Origin of the sequence: Enterobacter chuandaensis, from assembly GCF_039718975.1 — a bacterium.
Classification (GTDB): Bacteria; Pseudomonadota; Gammaproteobacteria; order Enterobacterales; family Enterobacteriaceae; genus Enterobacter; species Enterobacter chuandaensis.
Map to the genome: position 1 here is coordinate 1,787,037 of NZ_CP097173.1, position 24,302 is coordinate 1,811,338.

The following is a 24,302-nucleotide window of genomic DNA, read 5'->3' on the forward strand; positions in this document are numbered from 1 at the left end:
AGCGTGAAATATCCACCATGTTGCAACTTTGTGCAACCGTGTTAAATGTGACCTGGTTTGCAAGCTGGAAAATGAATGGATTGTTAACGAATGGTTAGCTGGAAAAAAGCGCTGGCTTCTGCATGCGAACCCTGGTTTTATGCGGTACTTAACACTTTTCAAAGGTGCAACCCGTATAAATGTGAGCGAGTGCAACCTATAGGAAAGACGTATAAAACCAGGGATGAAATTCATGTAAATGCAGTGTTAAATCGTTTGTCAGTGGGATGCGTATACGGCAGGATAGCGCGCCCAACAGAAACACATACACACATCACTACGTTCCGGTGATGACATAACAAGGCAGCCCGGACGGCTGTCGCTCGACATTTTGGAGAATTTGAATGGCTATTAGCACACCGATGCTGGTGACATTTCTCGTTTATATTTTTGGCATGATCCTGATAGGGTTTTTGGCATGGCGTTCGACAAAGAACTTTGACGACTACATTCTGGGCGGCCGCAGTTTAGGCCCGATGGTCACCGCGCTCTCTGCGGGCGCATCCGACATGAGCGGCTGGCTGCTGATGGGGCTGCCGGGCGCGATTTTCATCTCCGGTATTTCCGAAAGCTGGATCGCCATCGGCCTGACCGTGGGCGCGTGGATCAACTGGAAGCTGGTGGCAGGCCGTCTGCGCGTGCACACCGAAGCCAACAACAATGCCCTGACGCTGCCGGACTACTTCACCGGACGCTTTGAAGATAACAGCCGCATTCTGCGTATTATCTCCGCGGTGGTGATCCTGCTGTTCTTCACCATCTACTGTGCCTCCGGCATCGTGGCCGGTGCGCGCCTGTTCGAAAGCACCTTCGGCATGAGCTACGAAACCGCCCTGTGGGCCGGTGCGGCGGCGACCATCCTCTATACCTTCGTGGGCGGGTTCCTGGCGGTAAGCTGGACCGACACCGTGCAGGCGAGCCTGATGATCTTTGCCCTGATCCTGACCCCGGTGATTGTGATTTTCACCGTCGGCGGCTTTGGCGAATCGCTGGAAGTGATTAAGCAGAAGAGCATTGAAAACGTCGATATGCTGAAAGGGCTGAACTTCGTGGCCATCGTCTCCCTGATGGGCTGGGGCCTGGGCTACTTCGGTCAGCCGCACATTCTGGCGCGCTTTATGGCGGCGGACTCTCACCACACCATCGTTCATGCCCGTCGCATCAGCATGACGTGGATGATTCTGTGTCTGGCGGGCGCGTGTGCGGTCGGCTTCTTCGGTATCGCCTACTTCAACAACAACCCGGCGCAGGCGGGCGCGGTGAACCAGAACGCCGAGCGCGTGTTCATCGAGCTGGCGCAGATCCTGTTTAACCCGTGGATTGCCGGTATCCTGCTCTCCGCGATCCTGGCGGCGGTGATGTCCACCCTGAGCTGCCAGCTGCTGGTGTGCTCCAGTGCGATCACCGAAGACCTCTACAAAGCGTTCCTGCGTAAGGGCGCGAGCCAGAAAGAGCTGGTGTGGGTAGGGCGCTTTATGGTGCTGGTGGTGGCGCTGGTGGCTATTGCGCTGGCGGCCAACCCGGAAAACCGCGTGCTGGGGCTTGTGAGCTACGCGTGGGCGGGCTTCGGTGCTGCGTTTGGTCCGGTGGTGCTGTTCTCCGTCATGTGGTCACGCATGACCCGTAACGGCGCGCTGGCGGGGATGATTATCGGTGCGGTGACCGTCATCGTCTGGAAACAGTTCGCGTGGCTGGGCCTGTACGAAATCATTCCGGGCTTCATCTTCGGCAGCATCGGCATTGTGGTGTTCAGCCTGCTGGGTAAAGCCCCGTCTGCCTCTATGCAGAAGCGCTTTGCGGAAGCGGATGCGCATTACCACACTGCGCCGCCGACTAAGCTTCAGGCAGAATAAAAATATCCCCCCCTCACCCTAACCCTCTCCCCAAAGGGGAGAGGGGACAGACCGTTCACCAGTTCGAGATGATAAATGATGATTAAAACAGGGTTAATGGTGGCAGCATTAATGCTTCTGGCGGGTTGTAACGCTCCCACGCAGCGCGCGGCGGTAGAGACCTGCAAAGCGGAGAACCAGATGCAGCAGACCACGCTCTATTTTGGCTTGAATCGCCCTGCCGGGGCGCAGATCACCAGCAACGAGTGGCAGCAGTTTGTTGACCAGGACGTGACGCCGCGCTTTCGCGATGGCTTAACGGTATTTGATGCGCGCGGGCAGTGGCTGGGGAACGACGGGAAAGTGGCGCGTGAGCCCAGCAAAGCGTTGATGCTGATCCACGGTAAAGACGCGCAGAGTGAAACAAATATCGAAGCGTTACGCGGGATTTATAAATCACGCTTCGCGCAGGAGTCGGTAATGCGCGTCGACCAGCCGGTGTGCGTGCAGTTTTAATAAAAACGGCGGGAAATCCCGCCGTTATTATTTTGTAGCAAAGCAATTTACAACACCAATCCCGCAAAGCTCGCCGACAGCAGGCTCACCAGCGTCGCGCCGTACACCAGGCGCAGACCAAACCGCGACACCACGTTCCCCTGCTGCTCGTTCAGACCCTTAATCGCCCCGGCCACAATGCCGATGGACGCGAAGTTCGCGAACGATACCAGGAAGACGGACAAAATGCCCAGCCCGCGCGGTGACATCTGATGAGCGATTTTTTGCAGCTCAATCATCGCCACAAATTCATTCGCTACCAGCTTGGTTGCCATAATGCTGCCCGCGTTTAAGGCATCGCTCAGCGGAATACCAATAAGCCACGCCAGCGGATAAAACACATAGCCTAAAATCTGCTGGAAGCTCATGCCGAATACGCTGGAGAAGAGGGCGTTAACGGCGCTAATAAGGGCGATAAAGCCAATCAGCATCGCCAGAATAATCATCGCCACCTTAAAACCGGCCAGAATATACTCGCCCAGCATTTCGAAGAAGCTCTGGGATTCGTGCAGCTTTTCCAGCCTGATATCCGGCTCCGCTTCCGGACGCACCGGGTTAATGACCGAGAGAATAATAAAGGTGCTGAACATGTTCAGGATCAGCGCCGCGACGACAAATTTGGCGTCCAGCATGGTCATATAGGCCCCGACAATCGACAGGGAGACCGTCGACATGGCGGTTGCGGCCATGGTGAACAGACGACGCGAGGAGAGATCCCCCAGCACGCCCTTGTAGGCAATGAAGTTTTCCGACTGGCCGAGGATCAGCGAACTTACCGCATTAAAGGATTCCAGCTTGCCCATGCCGTTCAGTTTTGACAGCAGCGTTCCGATAATCCGAATAAATATCGGCAAAATTCGCCAGTGCTGGAGAATACCAATCAGCGCGGAAATAAAAATTATCGGGCACAACACGCCAAGGAAAATGAACGCCAGTCCTTTTTCACCCATGCCGCCAAAGACGAAATTTGTCCCTTCAGAGGCGAATTTAAGCAGCGATTCAAAGAAGCCGGAGACGTATTTAATAATAAACAGGCCGCTTTCTGCGTGCAGGAAAAAAAATGCCAGAGCAATTTCAATAACGATCAGCTGTAAAACATAGCGAAGGCGAATTTTTCGGCGGTCGAAACTCACCAGCCAGGCAAGCGCAAGAATAATCACGAGCGCCAGCAGGAAATGGACAATTTTAAACATGGTTTATTTTCGGTTGGTTTTCGAGGCGGACATTTAGCCACAGCGTTGATTAACCGTAAATGGGCATTTTCGCTATAACTTATAAACGCAATCGTAACGATTGGAATTATTATCCTGCGATGCGGTTACAACTCGTCATCAAATCACCACACATTTCGCTTGTGTTTCTTTTCGCCGTAATGATAATCACTATCACAAGGATTTACCTTTCTTTGCATCAGTTGACCGCGATAAACATTTAAGGTGTCGGCATGTTTGTTCCATTTCTCATTATGTTACGTGAAGGGCTTGAAGCGGCCCTGATTGTCAGCCTTATCGCCAGCTATCTGAAGCGCACCCAGCGCGGGCGCTGGATTGGCGTGATGTGGGTTGGCGTCTTCCTTGCCGCGGCGCTCTGCCTGGGGCTGGGTATTCTCATCAATGAAACCACCGGCGAATTCCCCCAGAAAGAGCAGGAGCTGTTTGAAGGTATCGTCGCCGCGATTGCGGTATTCATACTGACGTGGATGGTCTTCTGGATGCGCAAAGTTTCCCGCAACGTGAAGGTGCAGCTGGAGCAGGCGGTGGATAACGCCCTGCAAAAAGGCAACCATCACGGCTGGGCGCTGATCCTGATGGTCTTTTTCGCCGTCGCGCGTGAAGGCCTGGAGTCTGTTTTCTTCCTGCTGGCGGCGTTTCAACAGGATGTCGGCATCTGGCCGCCGGTTGGCGCTATGCTCGGGCTGGCAACCGCGGTGGTGCTGGGCTTTCTGCTTTACTGGGGCGGCATTCGTCTTAACCTCGGCGCGTTCTTCAAGTGGACCAGCCTGTTTATTCTGCTGGTGGCGGCAGGGCTGGCGGCAGGGGCGATCCGCGCCTTCCACGAGGCGGGCCTGTGGAACCACTTCCAGGACGTGGCGTTCGATCTCAGCCACGTTCTCTCCACCCATTCTCTGACCGGCACCCTGCTCGAAGGCATCTTCGGCTACCAGGAAACGCCAAGCGTCAGCGAAGTGGCGATGTACTTTATCTATCTGGTTCCGGCGCTGGTGCTGTTCGCGATGCCGCCGCGTACCGGCTCGCAGGCGTCGCGCGTCGCGCCATAATTATCGCTTTAGTTACAACATACTTTTTAAGGGAAGAGTCATGGCAATTCAGTTCCGTCGTAATGCGTTATGCGCAGGCATTGCCGCGCTGTTCGCTTCTACTTTCACCGCTCAGGCGGCAGATATTCCGCAAGTAAAAGTCACCGTTAACGATAAGCAGTGTGAGCCGATGACCATCACGGTTAACAGCGGCAAAACCCAGTTTATCATTCAGAACCACAGCCAGAAGGCGCTGGAGTGGGAGATCCTTAAAGGCGTGATGGTGGTGGAAGAGCGCGAGAATATCGCGCCGGGCTTCAGCCAGAAGATGACCGCCAACCTGCAGCCGGGTGAATACGACATGACCTGCGGGCTGCTGACCAATCCGAAAGGCAAGCTGATCGTGAAGGGCGACGCCACGAAGGATGCCGCGAAGGGCGATGCCCTGCTGAGCCTGGGTGAGGCCATCACCGCCTATAAAGCCTACGTCACCAAAGAGACGGCGGACCTGGTCGCGGGCACCAAAGCTTTTACCGACGCGGTGAAAGCGGGCGATATCGAGAAAGCGAAATCCCTGTACGCGCCAACTCGTCAGCATTACGAGCGCATCGAACCGATTGCCGAGCTGTTCTCTGACCTTGATGGCAGCATTGATGCCCGTGAAGACGACTACGAGCAGAAGGCCGCCGATCCGAAATTCACCGGCTTCCACCGTCTGGAAAAAGCACTGTTTGGTGATAACTCCACCAAAGGGATGGAGAAATACGCCGGGCAGCTGAACACCGACGTGCTGGAGCTGCAAAAGCGCATCAGCGAGCTGGCCTTCCCGCCGTCGAAGGTGGTGGGCGGCGCGGCCGGTCTGATTGAAGAAGTGGCTGCCAGCAAAATCAGCGGTGAAGAGGATCGCTACAGTCACACCGACCTGTGGGACTTCCAGGCTAACGTCGACGGCGCACAGAAGATTGTCGATCTGCTGCGTCCTCAGTTGCAAAAAGAGAACGGCGAACTGCTGGCGAAAGTGGATGCCAACTTCAAAAAAGTCGACACCATCCTGGCGAAGTATCGCACTAAAGACGGTTTCGAAACTTATGACAAGCTAACCGACGCCGACCGTAACGCGCTGAAAGGCCCGATTACCACCCTGGCGGAAGATCTCTCCCTGCTGCGTGGCGTTCTGGGTCTGGACTAAGCACGATGAACAAGCACGACGAGTACGACGTGGCGGAACCTTCCCGACGTCGTTTGCTAAAAGGGGTAGGGGCGCTGGGCGGCGCGCTTGCCCTGGCCGGTGGCTGCCCGGTGGCGCACGCGGCAAAACCGCAAAGCGCGCCCGGCACGCTGTCGCCGGATGCCCGCATGGAGACGCAGCCGTTTTACGGGGAGCACCAGGCGGGTATTCTGACGCCACAGCAGGCTTCCATGATGCTGGTGGCCTTTGATTCGCTGGCCAGCGATAAGGCGGATCTGGAGCGTCTGTTCCGCCTGCTGACGACGCGCATCGCGTTTCTTACCGCGGGCGGTCCGGCACCGGAGACGCCGAACCCGCGCCTGCCGCCGATGGATTCCGGTATCCTCGGGGCGTTTATCGCCCCGGATAACCTGACCATTACCGTCTCGGTGGGCGAGTCGCTGTTTGATGAGCGCTACGGCCTGGCAAAACAGAAGCCGAAAGCGCTGCAGAAAATGACGCGCTTCCCGAATGACTCCCTCGACGCGGCGCTGTGCCACGGCGATCTGCTCCTGCAGATTTGCGCCAATACCCAGGACACGGTGATCCACGCCCTGCGCGATATCATCAAACATACGCCGGATCTGCTGAGCGTGCGCTGGAAGCGGGAAGGGTTTATCTCCGATCACGCCGCGCGCAGCAAAGGCAAAGAGACGCCGGTAAACCTGCTGGGCTTTAAGGACGGTACGGCCAACCCGGACAGCAGCGATGCGGCGTTGATGAAAGACGTGGTGTGGGTGACGGCGAACCAGGACGAACCGGCGTGGGCGGTGGGCGGCAGCTATCAGGCGGTGCGCATTATCCAGTTCCACGTGGAGTTCTGGGACCGCACGCCGCTTAAAGAGCAGCAGACCATTTTTGGCCGCGACAAGCAGAGCGGGGCGCCGCTGGGGATGAAGCACGAGCATGACGTGCCTGACTACGCGAGCGATCCGGATGGCGACGTTATCGCGCTCGACAGCCATATTCGCCTTGCCAACCCGCGCACCAAAGAGACGCAGTCCAGCCTGATGATGCGCCGTGGCTACAGCTATTCGCTGGGCGTGACCAACTCCGGCCAGCTTGATATGGGGCTGCTGTTCGTCTGCTATCAGCACGATCTGGAGAAAGGCTTCCTGACCGTGCAGAAGCGGCTGAACGGCGAAGCGCTGGAAGAGTATATAAAACCTATCGGCGGCGGCTATTTCTTTGCTCTGCCTGGCCCGCGCGACCGGAACGCGTACCTCGCACAAGGGCTGATCGAAGCCTGATAATTGTCCCTGCGATAGTTCGCGGGGACATTATTTTTTCATATGACTATCTTGTTGTTATATTTCTGTAATATTCATATATGAGACTGATTCCGCTGCAGGAGTAGTCTTAAAAGTTGCATTCAGGTAAAATAAATGTTGCATTTATGATAACTCCTGATGTACTTAAGATAAGACAGCGGTAGTTCCCGGCAGTGATGCTGAATCACTATGGAGATCGCGAATGGTTGCGTCCTGTACTGGACAAGGTAAACATAACAACCGCAGCACCCGGCGCGGAGGCTCAGACTCCGGCAGCGATTTCCTCACCACTAAATTCTCCCCCACACCTCAAGAATCTGATTCGACCGACGTGCAGAACGGTGCGCGTAGCCGTTCCGTATTGTCATCCGATAAAGCAAGCAATGGCTTACAAGGAAGCCAACCCTCTGATGTTCGTGCGCATAATCGTGCCGAAGCTGGCGCGTGTGATGAATACCAACAACTCAAGGTGCTATCCATGGGAAGACAAAAAGCAGTGATCAAAGCTCGTCGCGAAGCAAAACGTGTGCTGAGACGGGATTCACGTAGCCATAAACAGCGTGAAGAAGAATCGGTCACCTCGCTTGTGCAGATGAGTGGCGTAGAAGCAATTGGCATGGCCCGAGACAGCCGTGATAATTCTCCAATTGTGGCGCGCAATGAGGCTCAGGCGCACTACCTGAATGCTATCGAGAGTAAACAGCTCATCTTTGCAACCGGTGAAGCCGGATGCGGTAAAACCTGGATCAGTGCGGCCAAAGCGGCGGAAGCGCTGATCCATAAGGACGTGGAACGCATTATTGTTACCCGTCCTGTACTGCAAGCTGATGAAGATCTCGGTTTCCTGCCCGGGGATATTTCGGAGAAGTTTGCTCCGTACTTCAGGCCCGTCTATGACGTGCTGGTGAAGCGACTGGGTGCATCCTTTATGCAGTACTGCCTGCGACCAGAGATTGGCAAGGTGGAAATCGCGCCGTTCGCCTATATGCGCGGACGTACATTTGAAAATGCGGTCGTCATTCTTGACGAGGCTCAGAACGTGACCGCTGCGCAAATGAAGATGTTCTTAACGCGCCTCGGGGAGAACGTGACGGTTATCGTTAACGGCGATATTACCCAGTGTGACCTGCCATCCGGCGTGAAGTCCGGGTTGAGCGACGCGATGTCACGTTTTGAGGAAGATGAGATGATTGGGGTGGTACGTTTCACCAAAGAGGACTGTGTGCGTTCAGCGCTGTGTCAACGGACGCTGGAAGTGTATTCCGATTAAGATCATTCTTTTTAAGCCATTTCTTCCCGGCGTTATGCCGGGAAGCGTTATTTATTCTTTGCATACCTCACCTGTTATTCATAATTAATCATTTCGATTATTTATTTATATTCGGCTGGTTTTTATTTGAGTGGTAGAAGTGTGACATGTGTTTATAATACCCACAAAATATCTATGAATATAATGATCGCGCTAATTGTTAGTTAAAAATTAAACGTGAATGTTGTCACAGAACATTACTACGAAGTAAAAATTAAGTTGGTGTCTTCAGGGGAGTTATCTATGTTTCGTACTTGTTCGCACAAAATTCTAAGAAGAAACACAACAGGGGATCCGTTTCCCCGAAACATCACGCTGAGGGTCACACATGAACGAACTGGTTGGTGCTATTAATGGAGTAATCTGGAGTCCTGCGTTAATATTTTTATGTCTGGGTGTTGGCCTCTATTTCTCACTTCGTAGTCGCTTTCTGCAATTACGTCACATGAAACATATGATTACCCTGATGTTCCAGGGGCGTCCTACCGATGCAGGCGTATCGTCGTTTCAGGCGCTGACGATGACGCTGGCAGGCCGCGTGGGGACAGGGAATATCGCCGGTGTGGCTACGGCAATTACCTTTGGCGGGCCGGGCGCGCTTTTCTGGATGTGGATAGTGGCGTTTTTAGGCGCTAGTTCAGCATTTGTCGAATCTACTCTTGGTCAGGTTTATAAAGAAAAAATAAACGGGGAATATCGCGGTGGTCCTGCCTTTTATATTGAAAAAGGGTTAGGGGTGAAGTGGTACGCATGGTTATTTGCGATTGTGACTATTTTCTCCTGCGGGTTATTACTTCCGGGCGTACAGGCAAACTCGATTGGTGCGAGCCTGGATATTGCCTTTGGTCTGAGTCCGAACGTCACGGCGGCATTACTTGCGGTGCTGTTAAGTTTTATTATTTTCGGTGGTGTGAAAAGGATCGCCAGTTTTAGCAGCATGGTGGTGCCATTTATGGCTCTCGGCTATATTATTGTCGCCTGCGTTATTATCGCCATTAATATTAACCAACTCCCTTCAGTGATTCTGCTGATCTGGAAAAGTGCATTCGGCCTGGAAGCAGGCTTTGGCGCCATCCTCGGTCAGGCAATTATGTGGGGCGTTAAGCGCGGGGTTTATTCCAACGAGGCGGCGCAGGGAACCGGACCGCACGCGTCATCGGCGGCGGCGGTGAGCCATCCGGTGAAGCAGGGGCTGGTTCAGGCATTCTCGGTCTACATTGATACGCTGTTTGTCTGCTCCGCGACAGGGTTCATGCTGCTGATTACCGGGTTGTATAACGTGCAGGGCGTCGACGGCGCGGCGCTGTATACCGGGATTGCAGGCGTGGCCGCGGGGCCGGGCTATGTCCAGACGGCGATGGAAAGTATGATGCCGGGCTTTGGTAATTACTTTGTTGCCATTGCGCTGTTCTTCTTTGCCTTCACCACGATCATTGCTTATTACTACATCGCTGAAACGAATATCGCCTACATCAACCGTAAAATTCACCGCCCGTGGCTGACCTTCCTGCTTAAGTTATGTCTGATGGCTTCGACGGTGTATGGCACGGTTCGTACCGCGGATCTGGCCTGGGGCCTTGGGGATATTGGCGTAGGGCTGATGGCATGGCTCAACATTATTGCCATTGTTCTGCTGCATAAAAAAGCGTTTGCCAGCCTGAAGGATTATGAAATTCAGAACGCGCAGGGGCTGGATCCACAGTTTGACCCCATTCGGCTGGGGATTAAAAATGCGGATTACTGGCTGGAGGAGCGTAGGGATGAGAATATTGCTAATCCTGGGCAGGTTTCATCTCCCGAAGGAAAGCAGCCGGCAGGGAAGTTGAGTAGCTGAGGAATAGAATAAGAAGGCCCGTGCTTTTGTACGGGCTTTCTTTTTTAGTAGGTGAGGTAGCTCGTGTCGCACCGGGGGGGATTGACTCGCTTCGCTCGCCCTACGGGCAGCCTGTTCGCTTCGCTCTCAGTCTGTCCAACTGGCTGCGCCAGTTGTCGAACCCCGGTCGGGGGTTCTCATCCCCCCCCTTACGAAGAATATAAAAGAAAAAAGCCCGTACTTTCGTACGAGCTCTCATCTTAAATATGGCGGTGAGGGGGGGATTGACTCGCTTCGCTCGCCCTGCGGGCAGCCTGTTCGCTGCGCTCTCAGTCTGTCCAACTGGCTGCGCCAGTTGTCGAACCCCGGTCGGGGGTTCTCATCCCCCCACAGGCGTGCAACATGCGAAAAAAAAGCCCGCATTTTCATGCGAGCTCTTCTTTAAATATGGCGGTGAGGGGGGGATTGACTCGCTTCGCTCGCCCTGCGGGCAGCCTGTTCGCTGCGCTCTCAGTCTGTCCAACTGGCTGCGCCAGTTGTCGAACCCCGGTCGGGGGTTCTCATCCCCCCACAGGCGTGCAACATGCGAAAAAAAAGCCCGCATTTTCATGCGAGCTCTTCTTTAAATATGGCGGTGAGGGGGGGATTGACTCGCTTCGCTCGCCCTGCGGGCAGCCTGTTCGCTGCGCTCTCAGTCTGTCCAACTGGCTGCGCCAGTTGTCGAACCCCGGTCGGGGGTTCTCATCCCCCCACAGGCGTGCAACATGCGAAAAAAAAGCCCGCATTTTCATGCGAGCTCTTCTTTAAATATGGCGGTGAGGGGGGGATTCGAACCCCCGATACGTTGCCGTATACACACTTTCCAGGCGTGCTCCTTCAGCCACTCGGACACCTCACCATATTGTTTTGCTGCCTGACCGCTTGGGGGGCAACGGGGCGCTACTATAGGGAGTTGCGCGAAAGCGGTCAAGCAGATTTTCTGCATTCGTGCTTGTTCGGTTAAGCCTTAATCAGCTTATGCCGCACAGCGGAGGATTAACGCTGTGAATCGAGCACTTCGCTGTTTTTCACCACTTCCTGCGCTTTGCCGTAGCTTTCGATCAGCAGCTGGTAAGCCGGGAAGATGTGGGTGTATACCTCAGCCCATTCACCCGCATCTTCACGGTTCCAGGTTCGCTGGATCTCAGAGGCCACCGCAGCGGTATCCATCGGTACCACACCGGCCTGAACCACGCGCGCCAGGGTGATCTCCTGCGCCATTTTGCTGTAGGTGCCGGAAGCATCAATCACCGCAAACACTTTATACCCGTCCGCCACCGCGCTGATGGACGGGAAGGCCATGCAGACGCTGGTGATCGTGCCCGCGATAATCAGCGTTTTACGGCCCGTGGCTTTCACCGCCGCCACGAATTCCGGGTTATCCCAGGCGTTGATTTCACCTTTGCGGGCCACATACTGCGCATGCGGTGCGTTGGCGTGGATCTCCGGGATAAGCGGGCCGTTCGGTCCCTGTGGAACGGAGGCGGTGGTGATCACCGGGATCTTCGCCAGCGTGGCGATCTTTGCCAGCGCCGCCGCACGGGCGCGCAGCTCCGGCATGGGCATGTCGCCGACGGTCTGGAACAGCCCGCTCTGGTGGTCGATAAGCAGCATGACAGCATCATTTACGTCAATGACGGGACGTGCACCGTTGAAGTTTGCAGGGGTAGACATATTGCGCTCCTTTATTACGTTTAGATCTGGCCAAAGCGGCCGGAGTTGAAATCGCGAATAGCCTCGGCGATCTCGGTTTTACTGTTCATCACAAACGGGCCGTAGCCCACAATGGGTTCATTCAGCGGCTCACCGGCCATCAGCAGCACTTTCGCGTCGCTGTTCGCTTCCAGATGCAGCCTGTCGCCGCTCTGACTCAGCACGACCAGCTGCGCTTCACCCGCTGGCGTGCTGCCGTTGACCGTAACGCTGCCCTCAAGTACTACCAGCGCCGTGCTCCAGCCTTCGGGCTGATTCAGCGTCAGATGGCTGCCCTGGTGCAGCGACAGATCCCACACGTTCAGCGGTGAGAAGGTATGGGCCGGGCCCGTCACATCCTCAAAACGGCCAGCGATGACCCGCAGCGTGCCGCTGTTATCCGGCAGCGTGACCACCGGGATATCGGCTTTGGTGATGCTCTGGTAACCGGGCGTCGCCATTTTGTCCCTGGCGGGCAGGTTGACCCACAGCTGCATCATTTTCAGTTCGCCGCCTTTCTGTGCGAAGGCGCTGGAGTGAAACTCCTCGTGCAGGATGCCCGCGCCCGCGGTCATCCACTGGACATCGCCGGGGCCGATGACGCCGCCTCTGCCGGTGGAGTCGCGATGCTCCACTTCGCCGGAGTAGACGATAGTGACCGTTTCAAAGCCGCGATGAGGATGCTCGCCCACGCCGCGTTTCGCGCCGTCCGCCGGGAAGGTGTACGGCCCGGCATAGTCCAGCAGCAGAAACGGGCTCAGCGGCTCGCCGTGCGTCTGGTACGAAAACATCGAACGAACCGGAAAACCGTCACCGACCCAGTGCGGACGAGGTGCGGTATAAACGCCTGTTACGTTTTTCATGATTAACTCCTGATGTTCTGTTGATGTAATTAGCTTATATTCAGAGTTAATATCCCGGTAGATAGTGAAAATGACATTCACTGTTCTGAAAATGGAACGATGAGGGCGTATGCAGGATCTCAATGATTTCGCGTGGTTTGTGAAGGTGGTGGACCATGGCGGGTTTGCGGCGGCAGGACGGGCGCACGATCAGCCTAAGTCAAAACTGAGCCGCCGGATTGCCCAGCTGGAAGAGCGCCTTGGCGTGCGGTTGATCCAGCGTACCACCCGGCAGTTTACGGTGACGGAGGTGGGGCAGACCTTCTATCAGCACTGCAAGGCGATGCTGGTAGAGGCCGAGGCGGCGGAAGAGGCAGTGGCGGCGTTGCAGGCTGAGCCGCGCGGCGTGGTCAGGATCACCTGTCCCGTCACCTTGCTGCACGTGCACGTTGGGCCCATGCTGGCGCGGTTTATGGCGCGCTATCCGGGGATCAATCTTCAGCTTGAAGCCACCAACCGGCGGGTTGATCTGGTGGGTGAGGGCATCGACGTGGCGATCCGCGTGCGTCCACGTCCGTTTGACGACAGCGATCTGGTGTTAAGGGTGCTGGCAGACAGAGGGCACTGTCTTGTGGCGAGCCCTGCGCTGATTGAGCGGATGGGCAACCCTGCCGTGCCCTCTGAACTGAGTGAATGGCCGGGTTTGAGCATGGGGGTGGGAAAGCAACTGCACAGATGGGAGCTGAGCGGGCCTGAGGGGGCGAAAGCCGCGATTCATTACGCGCCGCGCTTTATTACCACCGACATGCTGGCGCTGCGTGAAGCGGCGATGGCGGGGGTGGGCGTGGTGCAGCTGCCGATTTTAATGGTCAAGGATCAGCTGGCATCAGGGGAACTGGTACGGGTGCTGGACGCATGGGAACCCCGACGGGAAGTGATTCACGCTGTTTATCCCTCCAGGCGAGGTTTGCTGCCGTCCGTCAGAACGCTGGTGGATTTTCTTACCGAAGAATATGCGCGGATGGTGGAGGAGTAAATTCTTTGTAGGTCGGGTAAGCGCAGCGCCACCCGACACATTTACCGCAGAGGCTGCAAAGTTCGAATCCCCCCTTACGGAGAATATAAAAGAAAAAAGCCCGTACTTTCGTACGAGCTCTCAACTTGAATATGGCGGTGAGGGGGGGATTCGAACCCCCGATACGTTGCCGTATACACACTTTCCAGGCGTGCTCCTTCAGCCACTCGGACACCTCACCATATTGTCATCCCGTTGTTGTCGGGACGGGCGCTAATGTAAGGAAAAGCCGAACTGCCGTCAACCCACTTTTTCAGTAATTTAGCGCGTTTAGACAAACTTCAGGCAACATGATTCCGAAATGTGCGAAAAGCGCCTCTTTTATCAGCAGCACGGCTTCCTGAGAAATTTGTTATGCTGGCAATCCGGTTGAAAATGAAAACAAAACAGCGCAAGAAAAGGCAGGATTGACTATGGATATACTCTTCTATCACCCCACTTTTGATACGGCTTACTGGATTAAAGCACTTTCTGCGGCTCTGCCGGGCGCTCGCGTTCGTGAGTGGAAGCGGGGCGATAACGAACATGCTGACTACGCGCTGGTCTGGCATCCGCCGGTAGAAATGCTCCAGGGCCGTAAGCTGAAGGCCGTGTTCGCGCTCGGAGCCGGCGTGGATTCCATTCTGAGCAAGCTGAAAGCACACCCCGAAATGCTGCCGGAAGATATTCCCCTGTTCCGCCTCGAAGATACCGGTATGGGCCAGCAAATGCAGGAATATGCCGTCAGCCAGGTTCTGCACTGGTTCCGCCGCTTTGATGACTATCAGGCGTTTAAACAGCAATCTCACTGGGAGCCGCTGCCAGAATATCCCCGCGAAGCGTTTACCGTTGGTATCCTCGGCGCGGGCGTGCTGGGTTCGAAAGTGGCAGAAGCGCTCGCGCCGTGGGGCTTCCCGCTGCGCTGCTGGAGCCGCAGCCGCAAAGATTATCCTGGCGTAGAGAGCTTTGCCGGAACGGATGAGCTTCCGGCCTTTCTGAACGGCACACGTGTGCTGATCAACCTGCTGCCAAACACGGCGGAAACGGTGGGTATTATCAATGAAGGACTGCTCAACCAGCTGGACGATCAGAGCTACCTGATGAACCTGGCGCGCGGCGTGCATCTGGTTGAAGCCGATCTGCTGAAGGCGCTGGACAGCGGCAAGCTAAAAGGGGCCATGCTGGATGTCTACAGCCGTGAGCCGCTGCCGGAGGAAAGCCCGCTGTGGCGACACCCGCGCGTGGCCATGACACCGCACGTGGCCGCCGTGACGCGACCGGCTGAGGCCGTGGCTTACATCTCCCACACCATTGGCGAACTTGAGAAGGGTAACCCGGTCACCGGACAGGTCGACCGACAGCGCGGCTACTGAGAGAAACCCGGCGTTCGCCGGGTTTTTGCTAATATTCGCCGCTGATAACTGCTATCCTTTGGAAAAAACGCAGAGGAGAGAAAGATGTATCCCGTTGACCTGCATATGCACACCGTCGCCAGCACCCACGCGTATAGCAACCTCCATGATTATATCGCCCAGGCGAAGCTTAAGGGCATCAAGCTGTTCGCGATCACCGATCACGGTCCGGATATGGCGGATGCGCCGCACTACTGGCATTTTGTGAATATGCGTATCTGGCCACGTCTGGTGGACGGCATTGGGATACTGCGCGGCATTGAGGCGAACATCAAAAATACCGACGGTGAAATCGACTGCACCGGCCCGATGCTGACCTCGTTAGATCTGATCCTCGCCGGTTTCCATGAGCCGGTTTTCCCGCCGCAGGATAAAGAGACCAATACCGCGGCGATGATTGCCACTATTGCCAGCGGCAACGTGCACATCATCAGCCACCCGGGCAACCCGAAGTACCCGATTGATATTCAGGCCGTAGCGCAGGCCGCGGCGAAACACCGCGTGGCGCTGGAGATTAATAACTCCTCGTTCGTGCACTCGCGTAAAGGCAGTGAAGCCAACTGTCGTGAAGTCGCTGCCGCCGTGCGGGATGCCGGTGGTATGGTGGCGCTGGGCTCGGATTCGCACACGGCCTTCACGCTGGGGGATTTTAGCGAGTGCCTGAAAATACTGCAGGACGTCGATTTCCCCGAAGCGCAGATCCTGAACGTCACGCCGCGTCGTATGCTCGACTTCCTTGAATCGCGCGGCATGACGCCGATTGATGAATTTGCCGATCTTTAATTGAATAACGGAATAAAACAATGAATGAATTCTCCATCCTTTGCCGCGTGCTGGGTTCTTTATACTACCGCCAGCCGCAGGACCCGCTGCTGGTTCCGCTGTTTACGCTGATTCGCGAAGGTAAGCTGGCGCAGAACTGGCCGCTGGAACAGGATGAGTTACTGGAACGCCTGCAGAAAAGCTGCGATATGCAGCAGATCTCAACGGATTATAACGCGCTGTTCGTGGGGGAAGAGTGCCGCGTATCGCCGTATCGTTCTGCCTGGCAGGAAGGGGCAACCGAAGCGGAAGTGCGTGCATTCCTCTCCGCGCGTGGGATGCCGCTGAGCGATACCCCAGCCGATCATATCGGTACGCTGCTGCTGGCCGCGTCCTGGATCGAAGACAACGCTGGTGACGATGAAAATGAAGCCATCGAGACTCTCTTCGAGACGTACCTGCTGCCGTGGGTGGGAACCTTCCTTGGCAAAGTTGAAGCGCACGCCACCTCTCCGTTCTGGCGAACGCTGGCCCCGCTGACGCGTGACGCCATCGCAGCAATGTGGGACGAGTTGGAAGAAGAGAACGAAGAGTGATTTAAGTCACAAAAAATCTGCAACGATACATTTCAACTTGCACGTAATGTGCTTCTGATCTCATTTCCATGGCGCGCTTCTGCTAAGATGCGCGCCATGAACATATTACTTTGTATTGCGATTACGACGGGCATTCTCTCCGGCATTTGGGGATGGGTGGCGGTGTCTCTCGGTTTGTTAAGCTGGGCTGGCTTTCTGGGCTGCACGGCCTATTTCGCCTGCCCGCAGGGCGGGCTGAAAGGACTCTTTATCTCGGGGTGCACCCTGATGAGCGGCGTTATCTGGGCGCTGGTTATCATGAAGAGCAGCGCGCTGGCGCCGCATCTTGAGATACTGGGGTACGTCATGACGGGTGTCGTCGCCTTCCTGATGTGCATCCAGGCGAAGCATCTTCTGCTGTCGTTTGTACCGGGTACCTTTATGGGAGCCTGCGCGACCTTTGCCGGGCAGGGGGACTGGAAGCTGGTGGTTCCTTCCCTGGCGCTGGGCTTGCTGTTTGGCTATGCGATGAAGAACAGCGGTCTTTGGCTGGCGGCGCGACGAGAAAAAACGCAAAACATCACCGCGGTGAGTGAATAAAAAAAGGCGAGATAATCATCTCGCCTTTTTTATGCGCTTCCTGTCAGGATTCCGGAGGCACCGACATATCACGGTATTTCACCAGGATCGGGTTCTGCACGTCTGCTTTGTTTTGCAGATCCCACAGTCCGCGCTCGATTCCATCGTTGATTAAGAAGATCACGCCGGTTTCGATGGCTGACATCAGACACATCATGACCGGTTCATTAGAGGTGTAACCAATTTCACCCTCCAGCAGGCGCTGGTAATCGATGAAGCGGAATACCCCGGCCTGAACTTCATAAGACAATATCGTTTTGCTGGTGTTGACCGAAGAGAGCACTTCACCGGTGCTAACGTTAACGACGCGCAGGTTAACCGCAATTTGGTCGAGCTGGTATTGGGTATCTGCGCCGATACCGAAGTAGCGAGCCCCCACGCCGCCCGATTTCACGTTGCTCTCGTAGCCGATAATCGACCCTTCAATCATCACGTTTGCCGCCGCCAGAGACTGCAGAGGCGTGCGGTTATTGTCCGCGACGGTGCCATTCTCCTGCGCGGCACGAATAATTTTTCGTTCATTTAACAGGTTTTGCAATCCCTGGCGTTCCAGCGGAATAAACCAGTGCGAATCTTTAAGTGCAGTCACCAGCATGGCGGTGGCGCTTTGCGGCACCGCGGTGGAGAAGTTACTTGCCGGGTAAGGCTTAAATTGCCCGGTTTCATCCTGAATGTTGTATACCGAGACAAATATCTTGCCCGTAGGTGAAGGCAAATGGGTTAAATCACGATAACTCTGGGCCCGCGGCATTAATGTGGGTTTTGCAGCTTCTTTAGGCGGAGCAGTTAAACAACCGCTCAATAAGCACACTGCAACAAATATCAGGAAGCGCTGCATGATCGTTGTCCTTATTTAGCTATTGTTTAAAAGTCAGTTGAATTATTTTGCAGACCGGAAACCTCAATGGTGGAGGTTTTACCGGTTTTACGATCGGTCACGTTCAACTGAAGCTGCCCGTCCCTGTTGGCGATGTCGACAATAAAGTCGTTGGTCATCATTCGCCCGGGCTTGCCGGTATTAATGTTGGTCAGTAAGCCTCCCAAAATCTGCGACTGGATGGCCTGGGTGAAGTTATCCAGTGCGGAAGGGGTATCAACGGTAAAGTCCTTATAACTCGGATCTTTATAGGAGTTTTGCGCCTGGGCCTCATTCAGCAGGAAGGCGCCGTTGTTGGGGTTACCGCCAAAGTTAGGGTTACGGAACTGGAAGGTCATATTTCCGGCCCAGCTCAGGGGAACAATAAGCATGATCGAAACAACTGCATATGCAATACGCATGACAGCCTCCGCATATCGGTTCGCTAGAACTCGTCTTTTGCTAAATCGCTGGTGCTTAATAGCGCTTTATCTATTTGCAGGCGATTAATAGCGTCTTCAGTTTGAGCCAGTGCTAAGGCTACGTTTTTATCGAAGTCTATTTTCGTCGGGAATAAAAAGGTCTGATAAATAACGTCCTGATTGGTCGTTATAGTTATCCAGCTTCCCCAACGTGCACTGGGCCGCTCGTTGATTGTTAAATTACCCGTATAGCTACTGTCCCATTTATCGCTGAAGGCCCGATAAAAACTGTGCCCAATCGATGAGACGGTGTGGTCAGTTAACAATCCGGGAACTTCAACCTCAACGGCCTGAAGGTTCCCTGCAGCGAGCAGGAAACTCGCTGCGGCGATCCAACTCAACGTGCGCTTCATGTGTTTAACGCCTGAGGTTATCGTTTGCCCATGAAACAGCCTGAGTTCGGTTTTTAACAGCTATCTTCTTGAAAAGGTTATAAAGGTGCGTCTTTACCGTATTTTCGCTGATAAATAACGAACGGGCGATTTCAATATTTGAAGCACCAATGCGTAGTTTGTTCAGGATCTCTTTCTCACGGTGCGTGAGCAGTGCGGATTCCGAACTGCTATAGCGGTAATTTCCGGAGTGCGTGATGAGGTAGCTGGCGAGCTTTTGCGAGAAATAGCACTCGCCTCGCAGTATGCCTTGCAGACCATCCACCACCCGAACTTCTTCTTCAGTGACGTAGAACACGCCATTGATATGCGGCCAGCTTTCAATATCTCTGAAAGGGTATTCGTCAGGCGTATTCAATAATAACACCCGGATATTATTGTTTTTCCTGCTTAAGTTATCTTGCCAGTAATGGATAAGCTTTTTATCGGCTTCCATCATATCAAACAGAATGATGCTGCCAGGCGCAATATCATCAAAAGAACGTTGAATATTATGCAATTTTCCGTTCAGTGATAAAGATTGCTTTAAATGTTGTAATAACGCTGTCGCTTGCAGAGAAGGTTTTGTGATCAACAGTAATGTATGACCATGTAAACTATGGACTTCATTATACATGATGAAACCCCACTTATTTTTGGCACCTGACAGCTGCCCTCCCGTAAAGAAGAGGGCGCCAGAAGTACTGACAGATGTTGCACTGCTGTGTGTAAAATCAGAACATAACCTCCGCAGGGAGGTAAATATAAAACCAATTTCGTACATCTAATTTCAATCTAGCTTTTACGAATTTTAAAGCAAGTGTTAATCATGTAACGAGATGTAAAAATCAATATTAATTTGTGAAAATTGCGGATTTTTAAAGTCGTTATTTGATATGAAAGTTGTACATGTAAATAGCAATGCACAGATTTTAAAAATCATACAAATATTCTCAATATGCTGAAATTTATGAATATTTATTATTCTATATCGTTTTTGTTCAGGTATGAGTGACTGATGCTTTCTAAGTCCTGGCGTTCTGTGCTTTCCAGCTTAAGAAAAGTCGCCTTGTGTCACGCACTAAAAAAAATGTCATCCTGCCGTTACGCTTAAACAACGCGGGAGGCGGCATGGACAGCCTTCTCGTCGTTGTACAACATGTCAGGCATACATATTCTATAAAAAAATAAAACCAACATTCGGAATGTGTTTTATGGTGCAAATTACAACTTTGTGGTGACCTGAAAAATAAAAATAAGCCGCGCGGGTGAGATATTTAAAATGTTTCCGCAGACATACTCTTCACCGTAACGACGCGTTAACAAACAAACGGGTCGTTTAACGCGAAATATGATTATGGTGTTTTCAGGTAGCGGGTCCAGGGTGACAACATGAAAAACACAACGTTATTTATGATGTTTACATTACTGGGTGCGCCTGGATTTGTAACCGCGGCTAATTCAGATTTGGCTAATGCTGAATATAATTTCGCGGTTAATGAATTGAGTCGTTCATCATTAAATCAGGCAGCCATTATTGGTCAACAGGGCGTATTTAATGACGCTCAAATTCACCAGGAAGGTTCGAGACTCTTATCCGTCGTTTCCCAGGACGGGGCAGGCAACAGAGCGAGAGTTGATCAATCAGGGACTTACAATATTGCCTGGATCGATCAGAGCGGTAACGGGAACGATGCAGGTATTACGCAAGCTGGATATGGTAATAGTGCGAAAATTATCCAGAAAGGGTCGGGTAACAGAGCAAATATTACGCAGTACGGTACGCAGAAAACCGCAGTTGTAGTGCAGAAACAGTCGCAAATGGCAATTCGCGTTATCCAGCGCTAGTTATTTCGCGGCGACGTTAATCAATCCGATGGGGGTTTACCATGAAATTTATCAAAGTGGCAGCACTTGCAGCAATCGTCGTTTCTGGTAGTGCTATGGCGGGTATGATTAATCAGGGTGGATGGGGGCATGGACACGGTCATGGCCAGGGCGGATACAGTGGTCCAAATTCAACCCTGAATATTTATCAGAATGGTGGCGGTAACTCCGCGCTGGCGCTGCAGACTGATGCCAGAAATTCCGTTCTGAACATTAGCCAGACCGGTGGTGGTAACGGTGCTGACGTTGGGCAGGGTTCTGACGACAGTAAAATCAACCTGACCCAGAACGGTTTTGGCAACAGTGCGACACTCGATCAGTGGAACAGCAAAAAATCCGTTATGAATGTTAGCCAGTACGGCGGGCTTAACGGCGCGCTCGTAGACCAGACTGCGTCTAACTCAACCGTCAACGTTACCCAGATCGGCTTTGGTAACCACGCGACAGCGCATCAGTACTGAAACTGAAATTTGTGCCACAAAAAACAGGGCTGATGCCCTGTTTTTTTTCGGGGGTTCACCATGAATACCTTAATTCTCCTTGCCGCACTTTCCAGCCAGATCACCTTTAAAACGTCACAGCAGGAAAATATCACCACCATTATTCCGCAGGTCATATTGGCGGAACCGTGTGATTGCCAGGTTCAGATTGTCGCTTTGCGGAAAGGGCAGAGTGGGCAAAGTACTTCGCGGCAGCAAAATATATTTTTTATTCCCGCTAATCAGCCGATTGATTTAATGCGCCTGCGTTTAACTATTACTGCGGGAGACACGGTAAAAATCGTCGTCACCGTCACTGATGGAAAAACACTTCATTTATCACAGCAGTGGTCGCCTGCGGGGAGCGCGCTCTAATTATTCATGAAATCAATGTGTTGCGAATGTGGCGACTCTTCGCCCTTGAGCTATGCTGTTATCAGGAACTGAGTCGTAATGTTCCGTAACGTGAGACTTCGTTTGCATAATGAAGCGCGTTTGCCCCTCAAGGACGATTTTCATTGAGGAGTACATATCGTGACCTATACTTTTGCTCATCTTATTTCAGGTTTGGGCCTGATCGTTTCTGCTTTTATTATGCCAGCTTATTCCGCCACCCTGGCGGAAGGCGGTGTCATTCATTTTCGCGGTGCAATTGTTGCCGATCCTTGTGAAGTTACGCCGCAACAGCAGCATTTTGCAATGTCATGCCCGGAAAATAACCATATGCAAACGCGCAGGGTGAGCTACGAAGAGGCGCTTAACGGCAAGGTGACCGATTCCAGCCTCGCGACGCTCAGTATGAAGTACCTTAATCCTGAAAAAACGCTCGCGGTTGTGCAGATCCAGTACCGTTAGTCCTCGGGCTTTCGACAGTCGGCGGAAGCGGTTTTTGTCTGATAGTTTTTTCTCAAGAACACCTCTGCGATACACTTAAGAAAAAGGCGGGTAGCAGAGGGGTTTTATGAAACCGCAAATAGAAGTGATTCATGGCGATATTACGACAATGCACGTCGATGTCATCGTCAATGCGGCCAATCCTTCCCTGATGGGGGGAGGCGGTGTGGATGGCGCTATTCACCGCGCTGCCGGACCGCAGCTGCTGGAAGCCTGTAAAATCGTGCGGCAGCAACAGGGCGAATGTCCTCCGGGCCATGCGGTCATTACGCTTGCGGGCAACCTTCCTGCCAAAGCGGTGATTCATGCTGTCGGGCCAGTCTGGCACGGCGGCGACCAGCATGAAGCGAGCCTTCTGGAGGAGGCATACCGAAACTGTCTGCGGCTCGCCGCCGACAACGGCTACAAAACAATGGCGTTTCCGGCCATCAGCACCGGCGTGTATGGTTATCCAAAGGCAGCTGCGGCGGCCATCGCCGTAGATACCGTCTACCGTTATCTGTCACTCAAACCGCTGCCAGAGAAGGTGATTTTTGTCTGTTTTGACGACGACACCACGCATCTTTATCAGCGACTTTTGACTCAGCGCAGACAAGAGCTGGAGAGCTGAAGCGAAGGCGGCGCACCGTGAGTGCGCCGCGCGGGTCAGGCGGCTTTCGCCTGTGGTTTTCCTGAAAACAGGAAGCGCAGGAGAGGGATCCGCAGATGGATCTCATAGAGTACGATGGCAACCCCCACCACAAACACCAGCCCGGTAAAAAAGCCCAGCGTGTTCGAGGCGATATGCGGCGTGATGTATGCCCCGAAGAACAGCGTCAACGGGTGGTGCACCAGATAGATAAACAGTGAGGCATTGACGAAGTAGGTCACGCGGCTGGACTTAAAGTTCAGCAAACGGTGGCCGAGCGCGAACACCACGTTCACCATCCACAAGCCCAGCAGCATGGTGATCACGCTTTCCGTTTCATACATCCAGGCGTCGCCGCTCCCGTAGCGCTGGTTCAGCAAGTAGGCCGCAAACGCGATGGCCGCACCCAACGCGCACCACGGTGACGGGGTGGTAAACAGCGCTTTAAGCTTCGGATGAATAAAGGCCAGCGCGCCAATTAAAAAGAACGGAATGTAGAACAGCGACTGCATCACCACAAAATTAAACAGGCCGTCGCTCAGTATCGGTGGATAGACGATAAACAGCGTGCGTCTCACCGCGGCATAGGCGATCCCCAGCAGTAAGAAGAGCACCGACAATTTGCCCAGGGTGATGTTGGCGAAGAAGGTGTCTGCTGTCGTGCTGAGATGACGGCGCAGGCGGCTGAAAATCACCAGACTGACCGTGGTGAGCACCACCAGCACCAGCAGGAACCAGAGGTGAGACACCAGCTCCCAGACCAGCGTGTTGTACTTTTCATACAGCGAGAGATTCGGCCAGTTCTCCGCCTTGCCTTTAACGTACTGCAGCATAATGAACTGCGGCAGCGTCAGCAGCGGGATGGCGGTCAGCATGGGAATGCCCACGCGTTCGACGCGCACTTTCCACCACCGCTTAAGCGGATAGCGTAAAAACAGCATGTACGAGAAATAGCCGGAGATGACAAAAAACACCTGCATGCGGAAGGCGTGAATAAAGTCATTAAACAGCGTCAGCCACCAGGAAGGCATCTGGCTATTAACATGCCACGTGTGGCTGGAGTAAATCAGTGAAATATGAAAGGGGATCCCCAATAGCATCAGCCATGCCCGGATCGAGTCGAGGAAATATTCCCGTTGTATCGGTGTTGTGCTCATATAACGTTGTGCATTCTCAGACTTTTCGCCTTATCCCTAAGGCTCATAATGGTTACATTCGAAGCCAACCCTACACCAAGACCGACACACTGTCTCCAGGATAAGCACGCAAAGTGAATCGCGGGTTCTTTCATTTGCTTAATCCATGAGCCAGCAGCTGAACAAAGCAGTGATTATGTTGTCGGATTGCCTGAGTTTCCATTAAAATGGATCGGATCGATATAAGCAC

The 24,302-nt window shown here is 53.6% G+C and carries 25 protein-coding genes, 2 tRNA genes and 4 other RNA genes; 17 read left to right on the top strand and 14 right to left on the bottom strand.

The window, feature by feature from the left end:
* The first annotated feature begins 383 nt into the window (after positions 1-383).
* Both putP and MX657_RS08565 read left to right on the top strand, forming a co-directional pair.
* Positions 384-1,892 carry a sodium/proline symporter PutP gene (gene putP, locus MX657_RS08560; RefSeq protein WP_218728867.1) on the top strand — a complete coding sequence of 503 codons (1,509 nt, stop codon included), beginning with the start codon at positions 384-386 and terminating at the stop codon, positions 1,890-1,892.
* 75 nt (positions 1,893-1,967) lie between these two features.
* Positions 1,968-2,387: a DUF3574 domain-containing protein gene (locus MX657_RS08565; protein WP_217479830.1), complete on the top strand. Its 420-nt coding sequence runs from the start codon at positions 1,968-1,970 to the stop codon at positions 2,385-2,387.
* A 47-nt stretch (positions 2,388-2,434) separates the two neighbouring features.
* Here the strand turns inward: MX657_RS08565 and MX657_RS08570 are convergent, their stop codons facing one another.
* A complete protein-coding gene (locus MX657_RS08570; protein WP_080327587.1) occupies positions 2,435-3,619 on the bottom strand; it encodes a NupC/NupG family nucleoside CNT transporter in 1,185 nt (394 codons plus the stop codon).
* A 251-nt stretch (positions 3,620-3,870) separates the two neighbouring features.
* Here MX657_RS08570 and efeU point away from each other — a divergent pair, with 251 nt between their 5' ends.
* The 5 genes from efeU to MX657_RS08595 all read left to right on the top strand — a co-directional run bounded on the left by efeU (position 3,871) and on the right by MX657_RS08595 (position 10,325).
* A complete protein-coding gene (gene efeU, locus MX657_RS08575; RefSeq protein ID WP_119914874.1) occupies positions 3,871-4,704 on the top strand; it encodes an iron uptake transporter permease EfeU in 834 nt (277 codons plus the stop codon).
* A gap of 40 nt (positions 4,705-4,744) precedes the next feature.
* Positions 4,745-5,872 carry an iron uptake system protein EfeO gene (gene efeO / locus MX657_RS08580; RefSeq protein ID WP_080327584.1) on the top strand — a complete coding sequence of 376 codons (1,128 nt, stop codon included), beginning with the start codon at positions 4,745-4,747 and terminating at the stop codon, positions 5,870-5,872.
* Positions 5,873-5,877: 5 nt separating this feature from the next.
* Positions 5,878-7,161 (top strand): iron uptake transporter deferrochelatase/peroxidase subunit, encoded by a 1,284-nt coding sequence (gene efeB, locus MX657_RS08585; protein WP_119914873.1) that lies wholly within the window; start codon positions 5,878-5,880, stop codon positions 7,159-7,161.
* A gap of 499 nt (positions 7,162-7,660) precedes the next feature.
* The gene (gene phoH, locus MX657_RS08590; protein ID WP_173647354.1) at positions 7,661-8,452 is read left to right on the top strand and encodes a phosphate starvation-inducible protein PhoH; all 792 of its coding nucleotides are present in this window, start codon (positions 7,661-7,663) and stop codon (positions 8,450-8,452) included.
* Between the two features lie 367 nt (positions 8,453-8,819).
* Positions 8,820-10,325: an alanine/glycine:cation symporter family protein gene (locus MX657_RS08595; protein WP_119914872.1), complete on the top strand. Its 1,506-nt coding sequence runs from the start codon at positions 8,820-8,822 to the stop codon at positions 10,323-10,325.
* Between the two features lie 64 nt (positions 10,326-10,389).
* Here the strand turns inward: MX657_RS08595 and MX657_RS08600 are convergent.
* The 7 genes from MX657_RS08600 to MX657_RS08630 form a co-directional block, all read right to left on the bottom strand.
* A non-coding RNA gene (locus MX657_RS08600) (RtT sRNA) lies at positions 10,390-10,526 on the bottom strand.
* 45 nt (positions 10,527-10,571) lie between these two features.
* Positions 10,572-10,708, bottom strand: a non-coding RNA gene (locus tag MX657_RS08605) — RtT sRNA.
* A gap of 44 nt (positions 10,709-10,752) precedes the next feature.
* Positions 10,753-10,889: non-coding RNA, RtT sRNA (locus MX657_RS08610), on the bottom strand.
* Between the two features lie 44 nt (positions 10,890-10,933).
* Positions 10,934-11,070, bottom strand: a non-coding RNA gene (locus MX657_RS08615) — RtT sRNA.
* Between the two features lie 44 nt (positions 11,071-11,114).
* Positions 11,115-11,202 (bottom strand) — tRNA-Ser (locus tag MX657_RS08620).
* A 137-nt stretch (positions 11,203-11,339) separates the two neighbouring features.
* The gene (locus tag MX657_RS08625; protein ID WP_080327580.1) at positions 11,340-12,017 is read right to left on the bottom strand and encodes an isochorismatase family protein; all 678 of its coding nucleotides are present in this window, start codon (positions 12,015-12,017) and stop codon (positions 11,340-11,342) included.
* A gap of 20 nt (positions 12,018-12,037) precedes the next feature.
* A complete protein-coding gene (locus MX657_RS08630) occupies positions 12,038-12,898 on the bottom strand; it encodes a pirin family protein (RefSeq protein ID WP_336238513.1) in 861 nt (286 codons plus the stop codon).
* 109 nt (positions 12,899-13,007) lie between these two features.
* On the opposite strand from MX657_RS08630, the gene MX657_RS08635 reads away from it, so the two are divergent.
* Positions 13,008-13,913 carry a LysR family transcriptional regulator gene (locus MX657_RS08635; protein WP_346808099.1) on the top strand — a complete coding sequence of 302 codons (906 nt, stop codon included), beginning with the start codon at positions 13,008-13,010 and terminating at the stop codon, positions 13,911-13,913.
* 132 nt (positions 13,914-14,045) lie between these two features.
* On the opposite strand, the gene MX657_RS08640 is transcribed toward MX657_RS08635, so the two are convergent.
* Positions 14,046-14,133, bottom strand: a tRNA-Ser gene (locus MX657_RS08640).
* A 232-nt stretch (positions 14,134-14,365) separates the two neighbouring features.
* Here MX657_RS08640 and ghrA point away from each other — a divergent pair.
* The 4 genes from ghrA to MX657_RS08660 all read left to right on the top strand — a co-directional run bounded on the left by ghrA (position 14,366) and on the right by MX657_RS08660 (position 17,280).
* Complete coding sequence (gene ghrA, locus MX657_RS08645; protein ID WP_080327577.1) at positions 14,366-15,304, top strand: glyoxylate/hydroxypyruvate reductase GhrA; 939 nt, start codon at positions 14,366-14,368, stop codon at positions 15,302-15,304.
* An 84-nt stretch (positions 15,305-15,388) separates the two neighbouring features.
* Positions 15,389-16,126: a phosphatase gene (locus MX657_RS08650; RefSeq protein WP_119914868.1), complete on the top strand. Its 738-nt coding sequence runs from the start codon at positions 15,389-15,391 to the stop codon at positions 16,124-16,126.
* 20 nt (positions 16,127-16,146) lie between these two features.
* A complete protein-coding gene (locus MX657_RS08655) occupies positions 16,147-16,701 on the top strand; it encodes a TorD/DmsD family molecular chaperone (RefSeq protein WP_080327575.1) in 555 nt (184 codons plus the stop codon).
* Between the two features lie 96 nt (positions 16,702-16,797).
* Positions 16,798-17,280 (top strand): DUF1097 domain-containing protein, encoded by a 483-nt coding sequence (locus MX657_RS08660; protein WP_133300898.1) that lies wholly within the window; start codon positions 16,798-16,800, stop codon positions 17,278-17,280.
* A 43-nt stretch (positions 17,281-17,323) separates the two neighbouring features.
* Here MX657_RS08660 and csgG read toward each other — a convergent pair whose 3' ends face one another.
* Genes csgG through csgD form a run of 4 tightly spaced genes read right to left on the bottom strand, consistent with a single transcriptional unit; the run spans position 17,324 to position 19,665 of the window.
* The gene (gene csgG / locus MX657_RS08665) at positions 17,324-18,157 is read right to left on the bottom strand and encodes a curli production assembly/transport protein CsgG (RefSeq protein WP_119914866.1); all 834 of its coding nucleotides are present in this window, start codon (positions 18,155-18,157) and stop codon (positions 17,324-17,326) included.
* A gap of 26 nt (positions 18,158-18,183) precedes the next feature.
* Positions 18,184-18,597 carry a curli production assembly/transport protein CsgF gene (gene csgF, locus MX657_RS08670; RefSeq protein ID WP_219367011.1) on the bottom strand — a complete coding sequence of 138 codons (414 nt, stop codon included), beginning with the start codon at positions 18,595-18,597 and terminating at the stop codon, positions 18,184-18,186.
* Positions 18,598-18,620: 23 nt separating this feature from the next.
* Positions 18,621-19,010 carry a curli production assembly/transport protein CsgE gene (csgE, locus tag MX657_RS08675; protein ID WP_080327572.1) on the bottom strand — a complete coding sequence of 130 codons (390 nt, stop codon included), beginning with the start codon at positions 19,008-19,010 and terminating at the stop codon, positions 18,621-18,623.
* 4 nt (positions 19,011-19,014) lie between these two features.
* On the bottom strand, positions 19,015-19,665 hold the full coding sequence (csgD, locus tag MX657_RS08680; RefSeq protein ID WP_346808537.1) for a biofilm master transcriptional regulator CsgD: 651 nt from the start codon (positions 19,663-19,665) through the stop codon (positions 19,015-19,017).
* A 755-nt stretch (positions 19,666-20,420) separates the two neighbouring features.
* On the opposite strand from csgD, the gene csgB reads away from it, so the two are divergent.
* The 5 genes from csgB (at position 20,421) to ymdB (ending at position 22,898) form a co-directional block, all read left to right on the top strand.
* A complete protein-coding gene (csgB, locus tag MX657_RS08685; protein WP_346808104.1) occupies positions 20,421-20,876 on the top strand; it encodes a curli minor subunit CsgB in 456 nt (151 codons plus the stop codon).
* A 41-nt stretch (positions 20,877-20,917) separates the two neighbouring features.
* Positions 20,918-21,376, top strand: a complete 459-nt coding sequence (gene csgA / locus MX657_RS08690; RefSeq protein WP_080327570.1) for a curli major subunit CsgA — start codon at positions 20,918-20,920, stop codon at positions 21,374-21,376.
* A gap of 60 nt (positions 21,377-21,436) precedes the next feature.
* On the top strand, positions 21,437-21,769 hold the full coding sequence (gene csgC / locus MX657_RS08695) for a curli assembly chaperone CsgC (RefSeq protein ID WP_346808106.1): 333 nt from the start codon (positions 21,437-21,439) through the stop codon (positions 21,767-21,769).
* Positions 21,770-21,988: 219 nt separating this feature from the next.
* Positions 21,989-22,249: a type 1 fimbrial protein gene (locus MX657_RS08700; RefSeq protein WP_254629696.1), complete on the top strand. Its 261-nt coding sequence runs from the start codon at positions 21,989-21,991 to the stop codon at positions 22,247-22,249.
* Positions 22,250-22,355: 106 nt separating this feature from the next.
* Positions 22,356-22,898: an O-acetyl-ADP-ribose deacetylase gene (ymdB, locus tag MX657_RS08705; protein WP_119914863.1), complete on the top strand. Its 543-nt coding sequence runs from the start codon at positions 22,356-22,358 to the stop codon at positions 22,896-22,898.
* A gap of 35 nt (positions 22,899-22,933) precedes the next feature.
* Here ymdB and mdoC read toward each other — a convergent pair whose 3' ends face one another.
* Positions 22,934-24,073 carry a glucans biosynthesis protein MdoC gene (mdoC, locus tag MX657_RS08710; RefSeq protein ID WP_346808109.1) on the bottom strand — a complete coding sequence of 380 codons (1,140 nt, stop codon included), beginning with the start codon at positions 24,071-24,073 and terminating at the stop codon, positions 22,934-22,936.
* Positions 24,074-24,302: the final 229 nt, after the last annotated feature.